The sequence below is a fragment of the Schaalia suimastitidis DSM 15538 genome (assembly GCF_000429105.1).
GTDB lineage: Bacteria > Actinomycetota > Actinomycetes > Actinomycetales > Actinomycetaceae > Pauljensenia > Pauljensenia suimastitidis.
The window spans coordinates 463,864-484,207 of sequence record NZ_AUBF01000006.1 but is presented as its reverse complement, the minus strand read 5'-3'; the positions used below and the strand labels follow the sequence as shown (position 1 = coordinate 484,207).

The following is a 20,344-nucleotide window of genomic DNA, read 5'->3' as shown; positions in this document are numbered from 1 at the left end:
GGTTCCTGGAGGGGTCAATGCATCGGCACGAACGACTCACAGCACTTTTTGAGTACATTACGGATCACACATCTGTGACAGTTGATGAACTGGTCGCTGAAATGGGCGTATCTGCTGCAACAATACGCCGCGACCTCGACCAATTGGCATCACAACAGCTGATTGTTCGCACCCACGGTGGTGCTACGTGTTCACCCACGTCATCAGATCTACCTATTCGCTATAAAACAGGGGCAGGCAACGGCAAAGAGAAACGCCTCATCGCCTTCGCTGCCGCAAATCTCGTCTCGGCGGGTGAGATCATAGGTCTCAGTGGCGGTACAACCACCACTGAAGTCGCCCGCGAAATTGCCCTGCGCGAAGACCTCAGCCCCTCTCCGGCAGAACCCATCACAATCCTGACTAATGCCGTCAATATTGCCAATGAACTTGCGGTTCGAACGCATATTCGCGTGGTTCTCACCGGTGGCGTTGTCCGCCCATTGTCATTCGAATTAACCGGCCCTTTGGCTAAACCTGTCCTCCAGGGCCTGAGTATCGACACCCTCTTCCTTGGCGTCAACGCAATTAACCAGCGCGGCACCTATACCCATGACGATTCTGAGGCCGATATTAATGGCGTCATGGTAGATCAGGCGGAGCGCGTCATCGTCGTGGCTGATCATGCGAAACTTGGCGACCGCGCATTTGCCCGTATCTGTGGACTCGACAAGATCGACACCTTGGTAACCGGAGAAAATGCCGATCCCGAGATTGTCCGTCAGATCAAACAGGCGGGTGTGGACGTCATCCTGGTCTGAGCATCCACGTTGCGCCGCAGACTGCCTGGGATCCGCACGTAGACTGCGCGACGAGCGGCTATACCGGTACCTTCCAGATTGAGCACTACGCCCCACTTCGTCTAGGCGCGGGGTCGGCGATGACACCGCTTACGCCTCGTGCACATTACCCGGCGCACACCTCGGCATCATAGGTGACCTTCACATACAGCGGTGCATCAAAAACCCAGAAATGGCGGCTTTTCAGGACGTAGATCGCTGAAAATCCGCCATTTCATGTTGGCCTTTAGCGCCGAAAACACCTCGTGATACAGCCCTGCGGTGACGTCACAGGTCGATCCACTGGCCTTTCGACCCGTCTAAGTGCACGTCAAGGTGAAGGCCTTGGCCTGTGATCCGAGTCGATGCAGCGTTGGCCGTATTGTTGTAAACAAAGGCACGTCCAACACCGGAGTAGTAGGCGACTTCAATATCTGGGTTGGATGAGGCCAACACTGACTCCCATTGGTCCTGAGCTCCCGCAGCCCACAACAGTGCACGGTGAAGCATCCGAGAGTTCTGCGTCGACCAGGTCAGACCTGCCATATACACGCTGCGTCCTTGCCCATACTCGCGCGTGGCCAAGCGGATGGCGCCGCGTTCAATCCGAAGGACAGTCGTTTCTTCATCAATTGCGAAAACGTCCCCTGGGTCTTCGCCATAGACAAAGTCACCCTCAAGGTCAGCGGTGATGAAGTGTGAGTCCACTATGCGCGGATAGCGGTCAGTTGACAATGACCATCCAATTTCGCGATCGACACCCAATACATCAGCCAGGGTGAAGTACCGGCCACTGGCAGCGTTCGTTGCACCTGTGCGTACCAGACTCTCCTGCTGCCCAAGCCATGCAGTGGGTTCCCCAACCCCAATGAAGCCACCGCCTCGTGCAACGAAGGCACGCAGCGCATCTTGCAGTTCGATACTTGCCCACTCTGGCCCACCAGCAAAGGCAGTGTGTGCAGCTCCGGCATTAATGACAACATCGACGTCGGCCAGCGCATCCCTTTGGATGACATCCGCAAAAGATATGAACTGCACATCGAAAGGCAGACCAGCCAAGGATTCAATGACCCCAAGGTAGGAGTGAATCTGTTTGTACCACAGGGCATGTGCCACCATATGGGTTTGCCAGCTGCGTAGGGCGCCCCACGCATTGAGCACCGCAACACGAATGGGGTGTACGTCGGGGCGCACTCCACCTGAGGTGTCGTGAAGAGATCGAAACTCTGCGACGATTTCTTCCATCCGGTCCAAGAACTCGGGGAATTGCAGGGTGAGTGAGAGGTATCCTCCGTAGCCCATGCGGTCAAGGGGGTTGCGCACGATTGCGCGTCGAGCAGTACGCCACGATTCTTCGGCCTCAGCCAGTGGGTTGCCACCGGGTTTGAAGACGTCGGGGAAGAAATAAGGCAGGAAACGACCTTCGGTGTATTTCACTCCTGGAATATCGGCGATCATGCGGCAGGTGGCGGCATTGCCAACCGAGCCCACAACAGCGTCCATACCGATCGACGGGAAGTAGGGGCCGTAGGGTTCCATGCCCATCCAGTTGTCTCCGAGGAACATCATTGCTTCGCGCCCATTGGCATGGGTGATGTCAACGAGTTCTTTGGCAGCTTTGGCTACGCGGCGTGCAGTGAAATCAATCCAGTCACGGAAGACCTGTCGTACAGGTCGAAATGGGGTGTTATACCAGCCTGCGTCAACGAAATCTTCTGCGCATAGCGCGTATCCATATTCTGCTTCGAAAGCTTCCATGGCGGGAACGGAGACTGAGGCGGAGTACCCAAACCAGTCAACGTAGCCTTCCCGTCCGCGTTCGTCGAATGCCAATGTGAAATGGTAGAAGAAGGTGGTGAATCGTACGACGTCGACATGAGGATTTGCCTCTAACCATGCGGCAAGTGCGTAACGCACGTGTTCCCAGGTCCGCGGGTAGGCGATATCGAAGGGGCGTTCTTTGACGCGTGCAGGGTCGTCAGCCCAGTCGTTGGTCAGGTAGTTATACATTTGGGTGGAATCCCATACCTGCACGGCGAGGAATGATGCGGTGTACACGTGGTAGGGGGTTGGCGAGGCGATGGTGACGATTGCGCTTCCTGCTTCCTTGGGCAGGTCGCCAACTTTAGGGACGGGGTTGGTGACGGGTAGTGCAGGGCTAGCTTGGACGCTCCATTCTTCAGGTTCAAGCACACGACCTGTTGTACGGTCGATTACTTGCCACCAGCGGGCTGTGTCACAGTCGGTGTCGGGGCGGAATTGTGCGTGGAACCAGCCGTCCATGACGTTGAATACCAGTGGCCCTTCCTGTGGTGCGGTGTGTCGCTTCGACAGGAGGTATTGGCGGACACGTTCTTCTTTAGCTTGCTCAGCCCAAGCTTCGTCTCCGCGTGCGGGGAAGTACGTGCTGTATACCTTGGCGAATCCTCGGTCGACCCAGTCGGGTAATTCGGTGCCATCTGAGTTTCGTACTGCGTCGGCACCGAGTCGTTCAACGAGGGTGCGCACCTCTTCGTCGATACCTGTTTCGATGGGCAGGGTGAGGCGGCCTGCGCGCATTGGAGCACTCATGTCTTTCTCCGCTTCTTTGGGGTGGGCGTAAAGGTGCGTGACCTGGGCGTTATTCAACTGCGATCATACTGCGTTGTTCAAAAGACAAGCAGTACGAGATTTGAGTGATATTATTCGTTTACACAGGATATCAAACATCTTCAATCAATCCTGCAAGGAGCCTTCGATGTCTATTACGACCTCGGAAATCATGACCCAACCTCAGCTATGGCGCCAGGTAACCGACATTGCCACTGATTGCCTCCCCAGTGACGGGCAGAGTCTGGCAGTCATCGGATGCGGCACCTCGTGGTTCATCGCACAGGCCTACACGGTTGCTCGCGAAAGCCTGGGCAAAGGCTTGTCGGACGCATTCACCGCAACGGAATTCCCCCTCTCACGGATCTACGACAGTGTTGTCTGCTTGTCCCGTTCAGGTACGACCACTGAAATCGTTGACCTCATGCGTCACCTCCATGAACAGGGGCGACCAGCCATTCTTGTCACCGCTGTGGGTGGTGGACCGGCAGCCCCTTATGCTCGCGAAGAAATCGTCTTTGATTTCGCTGACGAGGTTTCCGTGGTTCAAACCCGCTTCGCTACCACTGCGTTGGCATGGTTCCGCCACAGCCTTGGCCACGACATTGAGGCCGCAGCTGCCCACTGTGAAGAAGCCTTGGTCTATGCGATCCCTGACCGTTGGATCGACGCCGACCAAATTACGTTCCTTGGAATGGGTTGGACCATTGGCTTAGCAAATGAAGCCGGACTCAAATGCCGCGAGGCCTCCCAATCGTGGACCGAAACCTATTCGGCGATGGAATACCGCCACGGTCCCATTTCAATCGCTCAGCCTGGGCGCCTGACCTGGATGTTTGGCCCGCTCCCCGCAGGCTTAGATACGCAGGTGGAAGCCACGGGAGCCGAACTCGTGACCTCACAGTGGGATCCCATGGCGCATCTGGTCTTGGCTCAACGCGTTGCTGTGGCGCGGGCTGAGGCACGTGGCTTGAATCCTGATACGCCGCGCCACCTGACGCGAGCCGTCATACTCGAGGCATGACATCTTCACTGGCCATCGGTATCGACATCGGTGGCACCACCATTAAGGGGCGCGTCGTAACAAACGACGGACGTACTGTCCATCGTGCGCAGCCTTTGCCGACCCCACGTAGTGGCGCAGTCGACGTGGCCTTGGCCGCGGTACATCTCGCACAGCACTTGGTCGACGCATACCCTGACGCGGTTGCACCCGTCGGGGTATGCGCACCTGGCATTATTGACGAGGCCACCGGCGTCGGTATCCTCTCGGCGAACCTTGGGTGGCACAATGCGCCGCTACGCGACATGCTGAGCGAACACCTTGGTCGTCCAGTCGCATTTGGTCACGATGTGCGTTCTGGTGCCCTTGCTGAAGCGCTGTGGGGTGTCGTCCAACCGCACTGTCTGTACGTGGCGGTGGGCACTGGTATTGCCTCAGCGCTTGTGATCAATGGGGAGCTTGCCCCGGCAAGGCCCTGGTCAGGTGAAATTGGGCAGGTGTTAGTTACCGATCCTGATGACCCGTCGCGCCGCGTCGAATTGGAACAGGTGGCCTCGGCCTCGGCCATCGCGCGCAGGGCGGTCACATACGGGATATTGCCCGATGGCTGTGGTGCGCGCGACGTTCAAAACCTCGCTCAGTCAGATGCTCCTGGCTCAGCCCGTGCCCGCGATATTCAAGACAGTGCCATTGACTTGCTTGGAAGTGTCATCGCCACTACGCTGCATCAGGTTGGTGCGATGCCGGTGGTACTGGGCGGTGGCCTGTCGAAGGGCGGTATTGCCATTACCGGTCGACTTGCCCAGGCGATTGCCGCCTCGTGCACCATATTTCCTGCCCCTGCTGTTGTGGCAGCACGGCTCGGATCTGATTCGCAGGCGTTGGGGGCAGCAGCCTTGGCCTTTATGCAGGCCGATATTCGGCTCGTGGCCACACAGGCGGATATGTCATGATCTGGACCATTACGCCAAATCCTGCCCTTGACATTACGTGGCATGTGCCCAACTGGCAACCGCATCGCAGCCATCGGATCACCGATATTGCAGAAAATCCTGGCGGCAAAGGCCTCAACGTTGCCCGGGTCCTCGATCAATTGGGGTATCCAGTCACGGTGGCTACCTTCCTTGGAGGAGGCACGGGGCAACGCGTTGCGTCGTTGCTCAGTGAGCGCCATCCTCGCATTGCGTGCCAGTGGGTGCCGGTTACCCAAGCTACGCGCCGTTCGGTCGCCATCGTTGATGCCGACGCCACCTTGTTTAACGAGGCGGGCGCGACTGTTCCTGCTACCGCGTGGGAACAGCTACGTGACCTTGTCCGCACTCAGGTGCGCTACGGGGATGTCGTCACCATCTGCGGATCATTGCCAGGCGATACTCCATCTGGCGAGGTAGTAGCTCTGTTGAGTGCTGCCCGCGAGGCTGGAGCGGTCACGATCCTCGATACTTCCGGTCCTGCATTGGTGGAGGCAGGTCCTTATGCGGATATCCTCAAACCAAATGAGGCGGAGCTTATACAGGCCACGGGCGCGACGTCCCTTCCTGATGGCGTGCGCAGCCTTCACGAGGCCGGGGCTAGCTGGGTTGTCCTGTCGCGCGGCACCAACGGTATGGAACTCTATGCCCCGTGCGGCGCTTGGCGTGCTCATCCAGGTCAGGTATTTGATGGCAACCCCACTGGCGCAGGCGATGCCGCGGTGGCGGGACTCGCTTCGGTTATCGCCCACACATGGCAAACGGTATGTGGCGCAGACGGACAGACGACCGCTGACAACTCTGCTCAATGCGCTTTCGATCAGCATTATGCGGCACGCGACAACCAACTGATGACTCCTCAGGTGGCCGGTAACGACCGTCACCAATTACTGGCTGACGCATCGCTCGCACAGAGGGCATTGCGTGAAGCCGTCGCAATGTCCGCTGCTGCAGTGCTACGGCCTACCGCAGGTGAGATTGACACGGATATTTACCAGCGACTGCGTCAGGCAGTGACAGCTGAATTATTGCCACAGGACGTGGCTGAACGGGTGAAAGGATAGTACTCATGTTGGTCGATACCGCTCAATTGGCCCGCGAATGCGCTGTTCGAGGTGTGGGGCTTGGAGCCTTCAACGTTGTCCTCCTTGACCACGCGGAGGCCTTTGTCGACGCTGCTGAAGCCACCGGTTTACCTGTGGTGCTTCAACTGTCACAAAACGCGGTGAAATACCATGGTGGCCGACTGCGTCCTTTAGGTGCGGCGCTGCTGGAACTTGCCGCCGCCTCGTCAGCACCTGTGGGGGTACACCTTGACCATGCTGAGGATGAAGCACTGTGCCTGGCAGCCATCGACATGGGTTTTTCTTCGGTGATGTACGACGGCTCCCACTTACCTGACGACGAGAACCGTGAAGCAACTCGCCGTGTCGTGGAAGCAGCACATGCGGCTGGTGTTTCCGTTGAGGCTGAACTTGGCGAAGTAGGTGGCAAGAATGGCGTGCATGATCCCTCCGCACGCACAGATCCGCATGATGCCGCACAATTCGTTGCCGACACCGGTGTGGATCTGCTTGCTGTCGCTGTGGGATCGTCACATGCGATGGCCACCCGTGAGGCTGTACTTGACGAAGACCTCATTGCCCGTATTCATGCTGAAGTGCCTGTACCACTGGTGCTGCACGGGTCCTCTGGGGTGCCCGACGATGGGATGCGTGCAGCGATTGCGGCAGGTATGACAAAGATCAATGTGTCAACACATCTCAACGTTACTTTTACAGCAAAGGTTCGCGAAGTGTTGGCTGAGGGCCCACATCTTGTCGATCCACGCAAATACATGGGACCCGGTAATGGCGCGGTGCGCGCCGAAGTCGAGCGTCTTTTGCGGTTGTACACCCTCTAAAGAGCGGCCATCGGGAGCCCTGCAGGTGTGCGCATCAGGGGCTGCTCTCATGGTGATGTGCATGACTTGACGCTACGCACAAAGGTGAGCTGCTGACAGGCTCCGTGGTGGCAATTTCGGCGCACCGCATCACGGTATCGACGTTACTGCCTTGCAATAGTTCGTGCCGCCACACTGATGCCTATGGGGTATCGTGTGGCGGCACGCCTGTATTAGGCCCAGTCCACCCCGGCGCTCGGAAAGTAATTCCACCCGCGAGCGCGCCACAGCCTCGAAAAGCCCGCAATGCGTCGCCTAAAGGACGCCCACTGTCCTACGGCACTTCCTCTCCACGCCACTTCAGCGATCCCGTGGAGTCGTGGCAGGACGAGTTCACCAAAATGAGCACTGTTTTCAACGGTTTCTGTCCACAAACATGCTTCGACCCCTTCAATAGCCTCCGCTGGGAGTTCAGCAACCACCGTACGGCTGTCCCACTGGAGGGACTTGGCCAGCGGGACAATCCCAGCCCAGTCAAGCCCAATACTTTCATCGTCGACTTGTTTCATATCAAGGTAGGCATGGTGTGCATATGACACGATCACGCCGACCCCTCGCTGCGTGGCCTCGATGACCTGCGTCGGGTCCAGACGAGGGTCCCAGATCTGCACGAGGTCCCCAGCCTCAAGGTATGGCGCGCTTTCCTGCCAGCCGATGACACGTTGCCCGTGGGCGCGTACGCGCGCAGCAGCCATGCGGACGATGGCCTCATAGTCTCCTTCCGTGGTGGAGAAGGATTCGTCGCCACCAATGTGGATCCCTGCCTGACTGTGTGGGATAAGGGCGTCAATGGCTGCGTGGAGGAAAAGCTCAGTGTCAGGGGCGGCCGTACTCAGGGTAGAAAAGCCCACCTCGATACCCTTGTAGGCGGGCGGGCATTGTCCATTGGGGTTCAGGCCCGGCAATGCGTGAAGGGCAGCATTGGTGTGTCCGGGGATATCTACTTCGGGGATCACCTGTATGTGCCGACAGTGTGCCTGCTCAACCAGGGTGTCAAGGTCCGCCTGGCTCAGGTACCCACCTGTGGCCTCACCTACCGCAGTGTGGCCAGAGATTTCAGTGAGCGCAGGCAGTTGCGGTACCTCGTAGCGCCATCCTTGGTCGTCACTCAGGTGCAGGTGCAGAACATTGAGGGCCACGTCTGCCATAAGGTCAAGGAGCGGAATAAGTGTGTCAAGACCAAAGAAGTGTCGAACGATATCAACAGAGAGGCCGCGGTGGCGGTAGCAGGGCGCATCAACGAGGTCAAAGGAATGCGGCACTTCCGCTTCGTCGGCGCATTGGCGAAGGACGTCGAGGCGGCGGCGTGCACGAAAGGCTCCGACCTCGGTGGTGGCGTAGATTTCAACCTGCCCGTTCGCACAGCGTAGGCGGTAGCTTTCGTCCTGCTGCCATTGCGCGAGGGGTTCATTCCACTCCCAGTGGGATGGCAACGGTATGTCGGTGACACGGTGTTGGGTGACGACGAGGCTTTCCCATGTCGCATTGATCGGGTGTGGTGTGGCGGTGCAGATATACCGTGGTGCAGGGACTAGTCCTGGAAGATCTGCGATATCGTCAATTGCCACTTGCTGTGTCATTGTTGCTCCTTGTGCACATCGATGTGCGATCCTCCGACGTTGTACGACCTGCCCTGGTACCGTAATCTGCCCTCGTGATGGGAACGGCCCGCGCTGTACGACCCACCCGCGTGATGCGAACGGCCGAAATTATTTTACTGCCCCAGAAGTATTTGCGTAGTAGGCTCCGCTGGCACTTTTCGCGTTGCAGGCAGCGCTAGCCGTAGGCTTGTCCTATGAGTGCTTTAGATTTCGTGTCTGACACCTTTGATCCTGACCGTTGGCGCACCGTTGACGGGTGGGATTTGTCAGATGTGACCTACCACCGAGGTATTTCTCGCGGCATCGATATTGATGGACGCGAGCGCGGCAAGGACATGCCCGTAGTGCGTATCGCTTTTGATCGGCCACAGATTCGTAATGCTTTCCGTCCTCATACCGTTGATGAACTGTACCGGTGCCTTGATCATGCGCGCATGAGTGGGGATGTAGCTGCCGTTATCCTCACCGGTAACGGCCCCTCCCCCACTGACGGCGGATACGCCTTTTGCTCTGGAGGTGACCAGCGCATACGCGGCAACGATGGCTACCTGTACGAAGTTGAGGGTGCTGATTCTCATGCGGATTCCACTCAGCGTCGCACGCAGGTCGATCCTGCGCGGGCTGGTCGGCTCCATATTCTTGAGGTTCAGCGTCTCATTCGGACAATGCCGAAGGTGGTGATCGCTGCGATTCCTGGGTGGGCCGCTGGTGGTGGCCATTCCCTCAACGTTGTCTGCGACCTGTCGGTAGCTTCCCTTGAACATGCGGCTTTCATGCAGACTGATGCCAATGTCGGTTCCTTCGACGCGGGCTATGGTTCTGCGCTATTGGCTCGCCAGGTGGGAGATCGTCGAGCACGAGAGATTTTCTTCCTCGCCGAAAAATACGATGCCGCCACAGCACAGCAGTGGGGTGTGGTCAATCGAGCGGTGCCACACAGTGAATTGGAGGCGACCGCTTTGGAGTGGGCACGCATCATTGCCACAAAGTCTCCCCAGGCGATCCGCATGCTGAAATTTGCTTTCAATTTAGCTGACGACGGACTGGCAGGTCAGCAAGTATTCGCAGGTGAAGCAACCCGCATGGCGTATATGACTGCTGAAGCTCAGGAAGGTCGTGACGCGTTCTTACAGCGTCGACAACCCGACTGGTCGGATTACCCATACTACTTCTGAACTGTCAATACCCCAGCTGCACAGTTCAACACTGGCTTATCTGCACGCCCGCTACCCCACGCAAGGAGAAGAACCTACGGTGACTACGCGCATACTGCTCGTCCCTGGCGGAACATCCATTGGCGCTGTGGCCCTTGCTCACGCCGGCATCCACAAAATTGTGGAGCTTCACCGCGAGCGTGACGCCGCCCAACCGCACACGGTACTCACCATACGCGACCCAGCCGATGTGCCCGCGTCGACGTTACGCACTGCCGCACTGTCACCTCGTGAAGCCTTTCCCGCTGACCGCTTCCCACAGCTGGATGCCCACATAGATGACCCAGCGCTCTTTGACGGGGTGGATCTGGTGTTGCCAACCTCCGGCTCTACGGGTACGCCACGGTGGGTGGGGTTGAGTATCGAGGCACTTCTTCACTCTGCCCACGCCACTCACCAGGCATTAGCTGGGCCGGGACGGTGGGTGCTTGCGTTGCCGACGCATCACGTGGCAGGGGCGATGGTACTTTTACGTGCGGTGGCAGCGGGTTGTGCTCCACTTATTGTGGATACCACTGGCGGCTTTAGCCCTTCAGCTCTACTTCCGGCGATTCGCGGCGCCACTGGCGATCCGGCAGTGCCAGGGTACATATCCTTGGTGCCAACGCAGTTGCGCGCCTGTATGACCAGTGACGAGGCGGTGGCGGCCCTTGGTCGTATGGCTGCTGTCCTGGTAGGGGGTGCGGCCTGCCCCGATGCGCTGGCAGATGAGGCAACGGCACGTGGTATTCGCGTGGTCCGTACCTACGGGATGACAGAAACCTGTGGTGGCTGTGTTTACGACGGCTATCCCTTGCCAGGGACGACGCTAGGGGAAGTAACCTCGTTAAGTGCCCTCACCATTGCTGATCGCACAAAGCAGACTCGTACTGCGCATCCCCATATGCCTGCGCCTGCAGGGAAGGACACCACGACAATCTCCCAGACACGCGCAGGGCGCCTGAGTATTTCAGGGCCAATGGTGTTGACACGTTATCTGGATGAGGGTGGTGCTGCTGACCGTCGCACTCAGGCTTTTGTCACGCATGATACGGGAGTATTTGGCGCTGATGGGCGACTTACGGTGACGGGCCGTACTGATGATGTGATCGTCTCAGGTGGACTCAATATTTCGCCGCGTCCCGTTCACGACACGTTGTCCGCTGTTCCTCACGTTGCGCAGTGCGCGGTCCTTGGGTCAGCTGACGACCAGTGGGGGCAGGTGGTGACAGCCGTTGTCGTTCTTCATCAGCCTTTCGATGGGGTTGATGCTGCTGTGTGGGGGCCACGTCTGCGCGATGCGGTGGCGCAGCAACTCGGTGCGAAGGTCGCGCCGCGACGTTTCCTTTTCGTTGAACACCTGCCTGTCCTTACCCTTGGCAAGGTGGATCGGCTGTGGGTGCGTCGCCTCGTGGACGATACATCTGTTGCGGCGCAGGTGAAGGAGTGGCGCCGATGAGTGTACATTCGACGGGTCAGGTGACGGCGGCGTGGATTGAAGGGGCGAGGTTGCGGACCCTACCTGCTGCCGCTGCACCAGTGGCGGTTGGCACGTCGGCGGCGTATTTTCTTGGTGCTGCCTCTGTTTCGCGCGCAACCTTGGCGCTGCTCGTAGCTTTAGCATTGCAAATTGGCGTGAATTATGCCAATGACTACTCTGATGGGATCCGCGGTACTGACGACGAACGGCAAGGCCCCCCACGTCTCACTGGTGGCGGCATGGCGTCGCCTCGCACGGTATTGGCTGTCGCTGTCCTGTTTTTCCTCTTTGCAGGTATCGCTGGCCTCGCGTTGCTGTATCTTTCTGGTCAGTGGTGGCTCCTTGTCGCGGGCCTTGCCGCTGTGGTGGCTGCATGGTTTTACACCGGCGGTCGCCGTCCTTACGGCTACATGGGTGTTGGTTTAAGTGAGGTCATGGTCTTTGTGTTCTTTGGCCTCATGGCCTGTGTGGGCACGACATGGACCCAAGCTTTTGCGGCACCGTGGTGGCTGTGGTTGTTGGCCAGCGCTTTAGGGCTGATGTCTGTTGCTATGCTGATGGTCAATAACCTGCGTGACGAGGCGGGGGACCGTCTTAGTGGTAAACGCACGCTGGTGGTGCGTCTGGGTGGGCGCATTTGTCGTGGCATATATGCGGCCTGTCTACTTGCTCCCAGTAGCGCCATTGCTCTTCTCAGTGTTGTCGTGTCCTCGCCTGTCATGCCGCTCATCGCCGCTACGCTATGGCTTGTAGTGGCAAGCCGACCCGTGTTTTTATCGTTCCGTGCGCGTGAGGCACACGAATGGATCCAAGCTTTGAAGGCGACGGGGCTTGTCATGTTGCTGTGGGCTGTGGTGGTATCACTGCTCCTGTGGTGGTGGGCGTAGTGGGCCGTTACGCTTGATTCGAGCCTGCTGACAGCGTGGTGCTGCTCGCGCCGCTGTTCGATAAAGGCAGATCAGGCTCAATGAGGCGTCACCCTGGCCCATTCTGAACTTCACTACCTGCCAGAGCAGCGGCGTAGGTATCCAGAGGTGGTACCAGTTCGGGACGTCCTGGATCACACCTCATTTTGGGGCAGCCTCGGCCTGCCAAGTGGATGCAACTGTCCTAGGATCGATGCGTGCTCAGAGTTGTCCTTTTTGTTGCCTGGCTTGCAGTAATCCTTTACGCCATTGCTGACTGGGCGCGTACGCCCCAAGAACGCGTACCCGGGCCGATTCCTCGTATGTTGTGGCTGGTCATTATCATCATCACCGCACCAACCTTCGCCATTGGCGCAGTGGCATGGGTGGTCACCCGCTGGGTGAGTATTGCGGAGGAGCGGCAGGGCGCTGGACCTGTCCTTGGCGGTTTTACTCAGCGTGGATCGACAACTGCTTCGCCTGCGCCCGTCGCACCTGATGACGACCCGGAGTTCCTTTTTAAGTTGCAGCGGGACATTCAGCGGCAGCGGTCCCAAGACTCCGCACGCGATCACCGAAGCGAAGCAGGGCCGTCAGATTCACCGTTGCCTTCAGATGACAATGAAGACTCCTCTGAGGAGGGTAACGACGAAGACTCGCCCACCGCGCATTAGGGGCGTGCATTTGGGGAGCATGAGGACTTTGCCGCCGGTACGGTCCTTACGTCCGTTGAAGGAGCGTGTCTTGTCGTCGGTGATGCAGGCGCACCTTAACGTCCGTGACATGGCAGTCCTGCCGTGAGGTTTTGCTATGTGCGCAACACCTTGTCCATAGAACGTCCTTTGGCGATTTCGTCGACCAGTTTGTCGAGCACACGGATACGCCACATCAGAGGGTCCTCAATCTCTTGTATTTTTACCCCACAGATACTTCCTGTGACACGGTCAGCGTGGGGATTAAGATGCGCCCCGTCGAAAAAATCGGCGAACGTCGTTTCCTTAGCCAGATGGGCCTCAAGTTCTGCTTGGCTGTAGCCGGTAAGCCACCGTATTGCCTCGTCAACCTCTGCTTTACTGCGGCCCTTCTTTTCTACTTTCGCGATGTAGTGGACATAGACCGAGGCCACAGACATACCGTAGACGCGACTCATGGCGCTACCGTTTCAGTTCCGCATTTGAGGTACCCGGTGTCATATCTTCGGCGCCGTCCAAAAGGGCGCACGCGGGCTCATCGTAGGTGATACCCACCAACGTATTGTCTTGAAAGATAAATGACGTCACTGATGCGAGCGAGCATTGGCGGGCAAGGGGTGAATGTTGGAGGCGCTGCCCACTGGCAAAGCGCGTAAGGGTAACGACCGGCATTTGATGCGACACCAATAGTGCTTCGTGTCCTTTGGCACGCTGAAGTGCCGCCGAGAGCGCGGCGCGCATCCGTAGCGCAACATCATCGTAGGGTTCACCCCACGACGGTGTCATAGGGTGACGGTAATATTTCCAGTTCCGCGGGTGGGCTAGCTGCCACCGGTTCGCATTGACCGCCACGCCTTCGAATACTGAGGATGCTTCAATCAGGCGAGGATCAGTGTCGATAGGAAGGTCGTAGGCGCGCGCTGTGGGGGCTGCCGTCTGCTGTGCCCGCAGCAGCGGAGAGGCAATCACAGCGACAATATCGCTACCGCGGTTGACAAAATCTTGGGCGACAGTACGGGCCATCATATGGCCGCGTCGCGTGAGTCCAAAGCCGGGTAGCCTCCCGTAGAGGAGTCCCTCAGGATTATCCACTTCGCCGTGGCGCATGACGTGAATGATGGTCGAAGTCATGGTGTCATTGTCCCATACAAAAGGTGTGCCCCCGAGACGATTCGAACGTCCGACACCCACTTTAGGAGAGTGGTGCTCTATCCCCTGAGCTACGAGGGCAAGGATCTCCGCTCCGCTGTATGCGCCACGAAGTGCCTCGCTGATAGTACCACTGTCACCAACAGCGAGGCACCTTCAAACTTCGTGGGTGCTATCGACGTTCCCAGGCCGACCCAGGCAATGCGTCGTCTTTTCGCCTACGGGACGGGACGATCATAATGGGACAGGTTGAGTGATACAGCACCGTTTGCGAGGTGGAGCCCAGTAGGACACCAGCGAATCCACCTGAGCCTCGTGTGCCGACGACAACTAAATCAACCGCTGTTGAAAACTCGATGAGCAGCGAGGCTGGTGATCCATCAAGCGCGTGGCGTGCCACCTGGATATCACGGTCACCCACAGCTGCTTCAACAGCCTTCGTGAGCCCTTCTTTTACATCGTCTAAAAGTGCTGTGCGATCCACGGCTGTGGGAAGCCATGCCATCATGGAGCCGCCCGACGCGAGTGGTACCGCTGAAACTGCGGTGAGCCGCGCGTCCCACAGCTCAGCCTCGTCAACCGCGGCACACAGCGCTGGGGATGCCACGTCGGAACCGTCAACGCCAACAACGATGCGTTCAACGGGTGTGAATTTCTTTCCCGAGGTGTGGCGAGGGACGACCACGACAGGGCAGCGTGCGTGGGCGGGCAAGGCAGAAGAAACGGTTCCCAAGAGACGATCTGCAAATCCTCCACGGCCACGTGAGCCGACAACGACCATGTCGACTTCTTTTGACATTTCAACCAGGATTGCTGCTGGATCACCGGGCTCAACCGAACCAGATACCGTGGGAGCACCACGTTTCTTCGCGTGTTCAACAGCTTCATCAACGACCTGTTCGGCACCGCGTTTGAGTGCTTGGTCATCTAATGCCGTGTATCCGCCATCGAGTGCAGCCGCCGAATAGGATGCGATGGCATAGGTGCAGATGATATGGAGTCGCGCGCCAGCGCGTTTGGCGCGGTCGGCAGCCCATGATGTTGCCGCAAGGCTCTCCGTCGAGCCATCGACACCGACAAGGATAATTTTGGTGGCACCCATAACCCCTCCTCGTGATGTGAGTCACTCTATTGTGCCACGTTTTCTTTCACAATGCGAAGAGATAACGAAAGAAAAGTAGGTTTGTCCCAGTCCAGCCGCTATGTCGGCCATTAATAAAGACTGTATCAAACAGTGTGGTGAGGCTATGGTCAGCATTTTCCCACACCGTGCCACCCACACAAAATGGCGGATTTTCAAGGAATGACTTCCTGAAAATCCGCCATTTTAGGGGCCTGGCATACTGGCCCGACTTACTAGCACCCATTCTAAGTGGGTGCTAGCTGGGCCACTCAGTCCTTCTTGCGTTTACGTGCAACAAACAGAGCTGTCGCACCACCTGCGAGGACGAGTACCGCAACACCACCAATCACCAGGGTATTGGCACCAGTCTTGGCCAGTTTCGAAGGCGGGTCAGCCACGAAACCGAAGTCAAGGGTGTCGTCACGATCACCATCATTGACCAGATCTGTGGAGTCCGCATAGCCCGTCGAAGAATCTTTCGCACGGTCACCTCCGGCGCCTGCCTGAGTGGCGGTGTAACCCTTGGGGGCATTGACTGTGACACGATAGGACTTGCCTTCTGGAAGGACAGGAAGGTTGTCGAAGGTGTACTTTCCGTTGGCATCGGTCTTCACCGGAGCAACAGGGTTGCCATCAACATCCGTGACGCTCTGGCCATCAGGGCCGGTAAGGGTCAGTTCAACGTCCTTAATACCAGGTTCGCCAGCATCCTGGATACCGTTCTTGTTGAGATCGCTCCACACGTAGTCACCCACGGAAACACGTGCTTTGACGTAGCCAAAGTCAAGGGTCAGATCCTTGGCCTTGTTGGTGGTGAGATCACCCGAGACTGCTTTAGCTGTAGCCGAATCGTCCCCTCGGTCACTACCAGCACTCGCAGTAGTCGGAACGTAGCCGAAAGGATCGCTCACCTTCACCGTGTAGGACTGGCCAGCAGGCAGCACCGGCAAGTTCTCGAAAATGTATTTGCCATCAACATCAGTCTTCACCGGAGCAACAGTGTTGCCATCAACATCCGTGACGCTCTGGCCATCAGGGCCAATGAGTGTCAATTCAACGCCTTCCAGACCGTCCTCATCATCATCTTGGAGGCCATCCTTATCGGCATCAAACCACACGTAGTCGCCTACGGAAACTCGGGCCTTAACATAACCGAAGTCAAGGGTGGTGTCCTTGGCGCCATCAGTGGTGAGATCATTTGAGGCTGCTTCATTTGCTGACGAGTCAGCGCTGCGTTCAGTACCAGATGCCACAGCAGTGGGGATATAACCGAAGGGATTAGTCACCTTCACCACGTAGGACTGACCAGCAGGAAGAACCGGCAGATTCTCGAAAACGTACTTACCATCAGCATCAGTCGTTACAGGCACAACAGGATTACCGTCAACATCGGTGACAGTTTTGCCGTCGGGGCCGGAAATGGTCAGTTCAACCTCTTTTAGACCCTCTTCATCGTCGTCTTGAACACCATCCCTATCCTCATCGAACCACACGTAGTCACCAACAGAAACGCGCGCCTTGACATAACCGAAGTCGAGGGTGAGATCCTGTGCCCCATCGGTAGTAAGGTCACCGGAAGAGGCTTCATCCGTGGACGAGTCGTTGCCACGGTCGCTGCCAGCACCTGCGGTGGTGGAGATGTAGCCGAAGGGATCGGTCACCTTCACCGTGTAGGACTGTCCAGCAGGCAGAACCGGCAGATTCTCAAAGATGTACTTGCCATCAGCATCGGTCTTAGTCGTCACTACAGGATCACCGTAGACGTTTTTCACGGTATTGCCGTCTGGGCCGACAAGCGTGAGAACAACGTCTTCCAAGCCGTTCTCGTTGTCATCCTGGATGCCATCCTTGTCAGCGTCGAACCACACGTAGTCACCGACCGATACCTTTGGCTTGACGAAGCCAAAGTCCAAGGTGGGGTCTTCGGCACCGTCAGTGGTCAGATCCGTCGACTCGGCTGAACCATTAGAGGAATCCTTGTCGCGCAGTGCAGCGTCCGTGGTCGTTGTGGTGGGGAAATACCCATCGGTACCACCGGTGACGGTCACGACATAATGGACACCTGCTGGGAGGACCTCAAGGCCGGTGAAGCTGTAGGTGCCAGCATTATCGGTCGTTTCTGTGAGGTCCGCACGTACGACGTTACCAGCATTCTTGACCACGCCATTGTCAGAGCGGCTAATGGTCAGTTCAACGCCTGCGATGGGTTCGTCGGTCGCATCTTGCAAACCGTCTTCATTCTTGTCCCACCACACGTAGTTACCAACAGAGACTTTTTCTTTAATGAAGCCAAAGTCCAGCTTGGGGTCATGTGCGCCATCAGTTGTGAGTTCATCAGCCGTTGCTGTAGGGGCGTTGGAGTTCACATCCTCAGCAACACCTGCCGCATTGGACGTGGTGGGAGCATAACCTGCTGGGGTGGTGACAGTCACCGTGTATTTCACGCCTTCAGGAAGAATCGGAAGGTTGTCGAAGATGTAGTAGCCCTTCGCGCCATCTTTCGTCACCGTTTGGGTAGTGGTGACCGCTGCGCCATTGATGTCGGTGACGGCTTGACCGTCCGTACGGCCAATGGTCAGTGCGACGCCATCAATACCTTCTTCACCGGCATCCTGTTGGCCATTCTTATTGGTATCGAACCACACGTAGTCACCAACAGAGACCTTGTCAGCCTGGTAAACGTTGACGACGCGAGCGGCTGGCTGGTCATCGTAATCTAACGCTCTGATGGTGATGGGGTCTGGGAGCGTCGAGTTAAGGGCGTAGCCTCGGATATCGGCGTTTTCTTCACGCAGCACCTGACAGATGGTGCCCACGGGGAATTTTCCAGCTGAGACTGTTTGCCCGGCCTTCACGCGAACTGATGCTTCAGTATTCGCTGCATAGCTACCATCTTTACTGGCAGCATTGCAGGTGTAGACGATTGTGAATTCCTTATTTGCCGCGTCAGTCGCCGAGTCGTCACCAACATATTTTTCGATCTTGAAATCACCGTAGGCGATGTAACGGTTACGGAAATTCAAGTCAATGACGGCACCAGCGCGCACATCAACAGTTGCCACAGGTGAGGAGCCATGCGCAACAGCAGAGTCGGAGTCAGTGATCGTTACTCCTGGCTGCGGGTTAATACCGGGTACTTTACCATCACGCAGTTCTGCATCGGTCCACACGACGTATTCAGTGTCCGTTGGCTCATTTTCCCAAATTTTCACCTTCGAACCGGCATCAAGATTGTCAATCAGGAATGGCTCGGCAAGTGTGAATATTCCCGTCTGGACGGCGCCGCCGTTCACAGTGTAGCTAAAGGTGAAACGCTCACTGTTCAGCCGCGCATCTGCGCCTGTGCCGTCTGCTTGACGCAACAATTTGTGCACCCAGATGTACCCCTTTGAAGGATCCCCTGCAGCCCAGGCATCCGCCATGCTCAAGACACTCTGGGACCTATTGACAGAAACACCGTCAACTGAGGCGGTATTGGTGAAGGACTGCCCTACACGCACCGTTCCCGGCACTGCACGCGTCGAAATATACACACGATACCAACGATCTGGATCCGAATTGGGAATCGTGACGTGAGCGGTGTATTGCGTACCAAGGTCAGTCTCTGCGCTCGTATACGACGATATGAACTTGTCCTTTTCCAAGCGGTAGGCAGCACGCAGATCAGTGGAGGTCTCTCCTGGCATTAACGGCGAATCCCAGGAGCCAGCGACATAACTAGGATCGTTGGCAGCATATTGCTGTTCTTGTGAAATACTCCGATGAAGAACAACAATGCCCGTATCAGGGTGCGTGACATTCTTAAAAGAATCACTCTTAGCTAGGTACAATGACGGTTCCAGTGGTACCGGAATGGGGTCAGTAATGACGATGTCTCGTCCGGTTCCTTTGACGGTCACAGCCCAGCTCACGACATAATCACCGACGGTGTAGGCCTGAAGGCCAGTGTAGCTACTAGTTTTGTCTGCCGCTGCCGGGAAAGGGTTAGGATTACGCACAGTGACTGGCGGGACAATGCCCTTGTCGATCACCTCTTGGGTTGCTACATCCGTTAAATTGAAGGTGTGTGGACCAACGTTGAAAGTGGTAGGAGTAATCGTCTGTGTGGTCCGCAGATACATGTAGTTGTTGACGCCACCTCGAAGGTTCTCACGGTAATTTGGGTCAGCAACATTAGCATTGAATGTACACACCAGTGTGGACGGCGTGGGTGCCACATAGGCTTTAGTGGTGCATGTTGCGAAAACTATTTCAGGTGAGGTCGATTTCATTTCAAGCGTCGTAGGCTGAAATTGCACCCAGGTGGGCAGTTCAACCTCAATGGTGTCGCCTTCAGCCAGAGCTGGACTTGCTGAGCGCGCATCCCACGTGAACGAGAAATTCAAGCGCTCATTGGATGTGAGGGGCTGATTCGCAGCCTTGTCACGGGTGATGGTTACCGAACTAATAATCTCATTCGTCCGATCGGCAGCTTGTGCTGAGGGGACGAAAAAGAAAGTGGCGACGAATCCTACAAGCAGGACCGCGATCAAGACGCGCAGCGACGTCAAGGATGCACCGGTTAGACGACCGGCTCTGGCGTAACCAGACATTGCGAGATAACCTCCGCAAGATGTGGATGAGGAAAAATTTGCGCACAGTAGGCAGAGTTGACATCTCTACCATTGACGTGTGACTTCAGCGGTGCATACCAGTGAAGTCACATATTTCGGGGATTAATGTCGACAAGGTTCCTTCACCTTTGCACCGCCCTGGTCACCCATAGGAATGGGCTAGGTACAGCAGCACAATGGGATACGACCCACGATCACAATCCGAACGAGTAGATCTTTGCCGTTTTCACATCACGATCACTCCGAGAGAAAACGATCGCCGCCA

At 57.0% G+C, this 20,344-nt stretch carries 15 protein-coding genes and 1 tRNA gene; 9 read left to right on the top strand and 7 right to left on the bottom strand.

What is annotated here, in order from left to right; genetic code table 11:
* Window positions 1–17: 17 nt before the first annotated feature.
* Window positions 18–800, top strand: a complete 783-nt coding sequence (locus G438_RS0102135) for a DeoR/GlpR family DNA-binding transcription regulator (RefSeq protein WP_026459958.1) — start codon at window positions 18–20, stop codon at window positions 798–800.
* 306 nt (window positions 801–1,106) lie between these two features.
* Here G438_RS0102135 and gnpA read toward each other — a convergent pair whose 3' ends face one another.
* Window positions 1,107–3,389: a 1,3-beta-galactosyl-N-acetylhexosamine phosphorylase gene (gene gnpA, locus G438_RS0102130; RefSeq protein WP_026459957.1), complete on the bottom strand. Its 2,283-nt coding sequence runs from the start codon at window positions 3,387–3,389 to the stop codon at window positions 1,107–1,109.
* A gap of 166 nt (window positions 3,390–3,555) precedes the next feature.
* Between gnpA and G438_RS0102125 the strand changes: the two genes are divergently transcribed.
* Genes G438_RS0102125 through G438_RS0102110 form a run of 4 tightly spaced genes read left to right on the top strand, consistent with a single transcriptional unit; the run spans window position 3,556 to window position 7,284 of the window.
* Complete coding sequence (locus tag G438_RS0102125; protein ID WP_026459956.1) at window positions 3,556–4,431, top strand: SIS domain-containing protein; 876 nt, start codon at window positions 3,556–3,558, stop codon at window positions 4,429–4,431.
* The gene (locus G438_RS10350) at window positions 4,428–5,363 is read left to right on the top strand and encodes an ROK family protein (protein WP_051259203.1); all 936 of its coding nucleotides are present in this window, start codon (window positions 4,428–4,430) and stop codon (window positions 5,361–5,363) included. Before G438_RS0102125 ends, G438_RS10350 begins: the two co-directional genes overlap by 4 nt.
* Window positions 5,360–6,445 (top strand): 1-phosphofructokinase family hexose kinase, encoded by a 1,086-nt coding sequence (locus tag G438_RS10345; protein ID WP_051259202.1) that lies wholly within the window; start codon window positions 5,360–5,362, stop codon window positions 6,443–6,445. The genes G438_RS10350 and G438_RS10345 overlap by 4 nt, the downstream gene beginning before the upstream one ends.
* A 5-nt stretch (window positions 6,446–6,450) precedes the next feature.
* On the top strand, window positions 6,451–7,284 hold the full coding sequence (locus G438_RS0102110) for a class II fructose-bisphosphate aldolase (protein ID WP_026459955.1): 834 nt from the start codon (window positions 6,451–6,453) through the stop codon (window positions 7,282–7,284).
* A 212-nt stretch (window positions 7,285–7,496) separates the two neighbouring features.
* Here the strand turns inward: G438_RS0102110 and G438_RS0102105 are convergent, their stop codons facing one another.
* Complete coding sequence (locus tag G438_RS0102105) at window positions 7,497–8,903, bottom strand: family 20 glycosylhydrolase (RefSeq protein ID WP_026459954.1); 1,407 nt, start codon at window positions 8,901–8,903, stop codon at window positions 7,497–7,499.
* A gap of 215 nt (window positions 8,904–9,118) precedes the next feature.
* On the opposite strand from G438_RS0102105, the gene G438_RS0102100 reads away from it, so the two are divergent.
* The 4 genes from G438_RS0102100 (at window position 9,119) to G438_RS0102085 (ending at window position 13,176) form a co-directional block, all read left to right on the top strand.
* Entirely contained in the window at window positions 9,119–10,099 is a 981-nt protein-coding gene (locus tag G438_RS0102100) for a 1,4-dihydroxy-2-naphthoyl-CoA synthase (RefSeq protein WP_026459953.1), read from the top strand.
* Window positions 10,041–11,576 (top strand): AMP-binding protein, encoded by a 1,536-nt coding sequence (locus tag G438_RS0102095; protein WP_338054371.1) that lies wholly within the window; start codon window positions 10,041–10,043, stop codon window positions 11,574–11,576. The genes G438_RS0102100 and G438_RS0102095 overlap by 59 nt, the downstream gene beginning before the upstream one ends.
* Window positions 11,573–12,484, top strand: coding sequence for a 1,4-dihydroxy-2-naphthoate polyprenyltransferase (locus G438_RS10340; RefSeq protein WP_051259201.1), 912 nt, complete (start codon window positions 11,573–11,575; stop codon window positions 12,482–12,484). Before G438_RS0102095 ends, G438_RS10340 begins: the two co-directional genes overlap by 4 nt.
* Window positions 12,485–12,720: 236 nt before the next feature.
* Window positions 12,721–13,176 carry a hypothetical protein gene (locus tag G438_RS0102085; protein WP_026459950.1) on the top strand — a complete coding sequence of 152 codons (456 nt, stop codon included), beginning with the start codon at window positions 12,721–12,723 and terminating at the stop codon, window positions 13,174–13,176.
* A gap of 134 nt (window positions 13,177–13,310) precedes the next feature.
* Here G438_RS0102085 and G438_RS0102080 read toward each other — a convergent pair whose 3' ends face one another.
* From G438_RS0102080 to G438_RS0102060, 5 genes are all read right to left on the bottom strand, one after another.
* On the bottom strand, window positions 13,311–13,652 hold the full coding sequence (locus G438_RS0102080; RefSeq protein WP_026459949.1) for a DUF2200 domain-containing protein: 342 nt from the start codon (window positions 13,650–13,652) through the stop codon (window positions 13,311–13,313).
* 4 nt (window positions 13,653–13,656) lie between these two features.
* The gene (locus tag G438_RS0102075; protein ID WP_026459948.1) at window positions 13,657–14,325 is read right to left on the bottom strand and encodes a histidine phosphatase family protein; all 669 of its coding nucleotides are present in this window, start codon (window positions 14,323–14,325) and stop codon (window positions 13,657–13,659) included.
* Window positions 14,326–14,351: 26 nt separating this feature from the next.
* Window positions 14,352–14,424: transfer RNA gene (locus G438_RS0102070), tRNA-Arg, on the bottom strand.
* A 91-nt stretch (window positions 14,425–14,515) separates the two neighbouring features.
* Window positions 14,516–15,445: a universal stress protein gene (locus tag G438_RS10335; RefSeq protein WP_034284628.1), complete on the bottom strand. Its 930-nt coding sequence runs from the start codon at window positions 15,443–15,445 to the stop codon at window positions 14,516–14,518.
* 290 nt (window positions 15,446–15,735) lie between these two features.
* Window positions 15,736–20,058 carry an SdrD B-like domain-containing protein gene (locus G438_RS0102060; RefSeq protein WP_026459947.1) on the bottom strand — a complete coding sequence of 1,441 codons (4,323 nt, stop codon included), beginning with the start codon at window positions 20,056–20,058 and terminating at the stop codon, window positions 15,736–15,738.
* Window positions 20,059–20,344 lie beyond the last annotated feature (286 nt).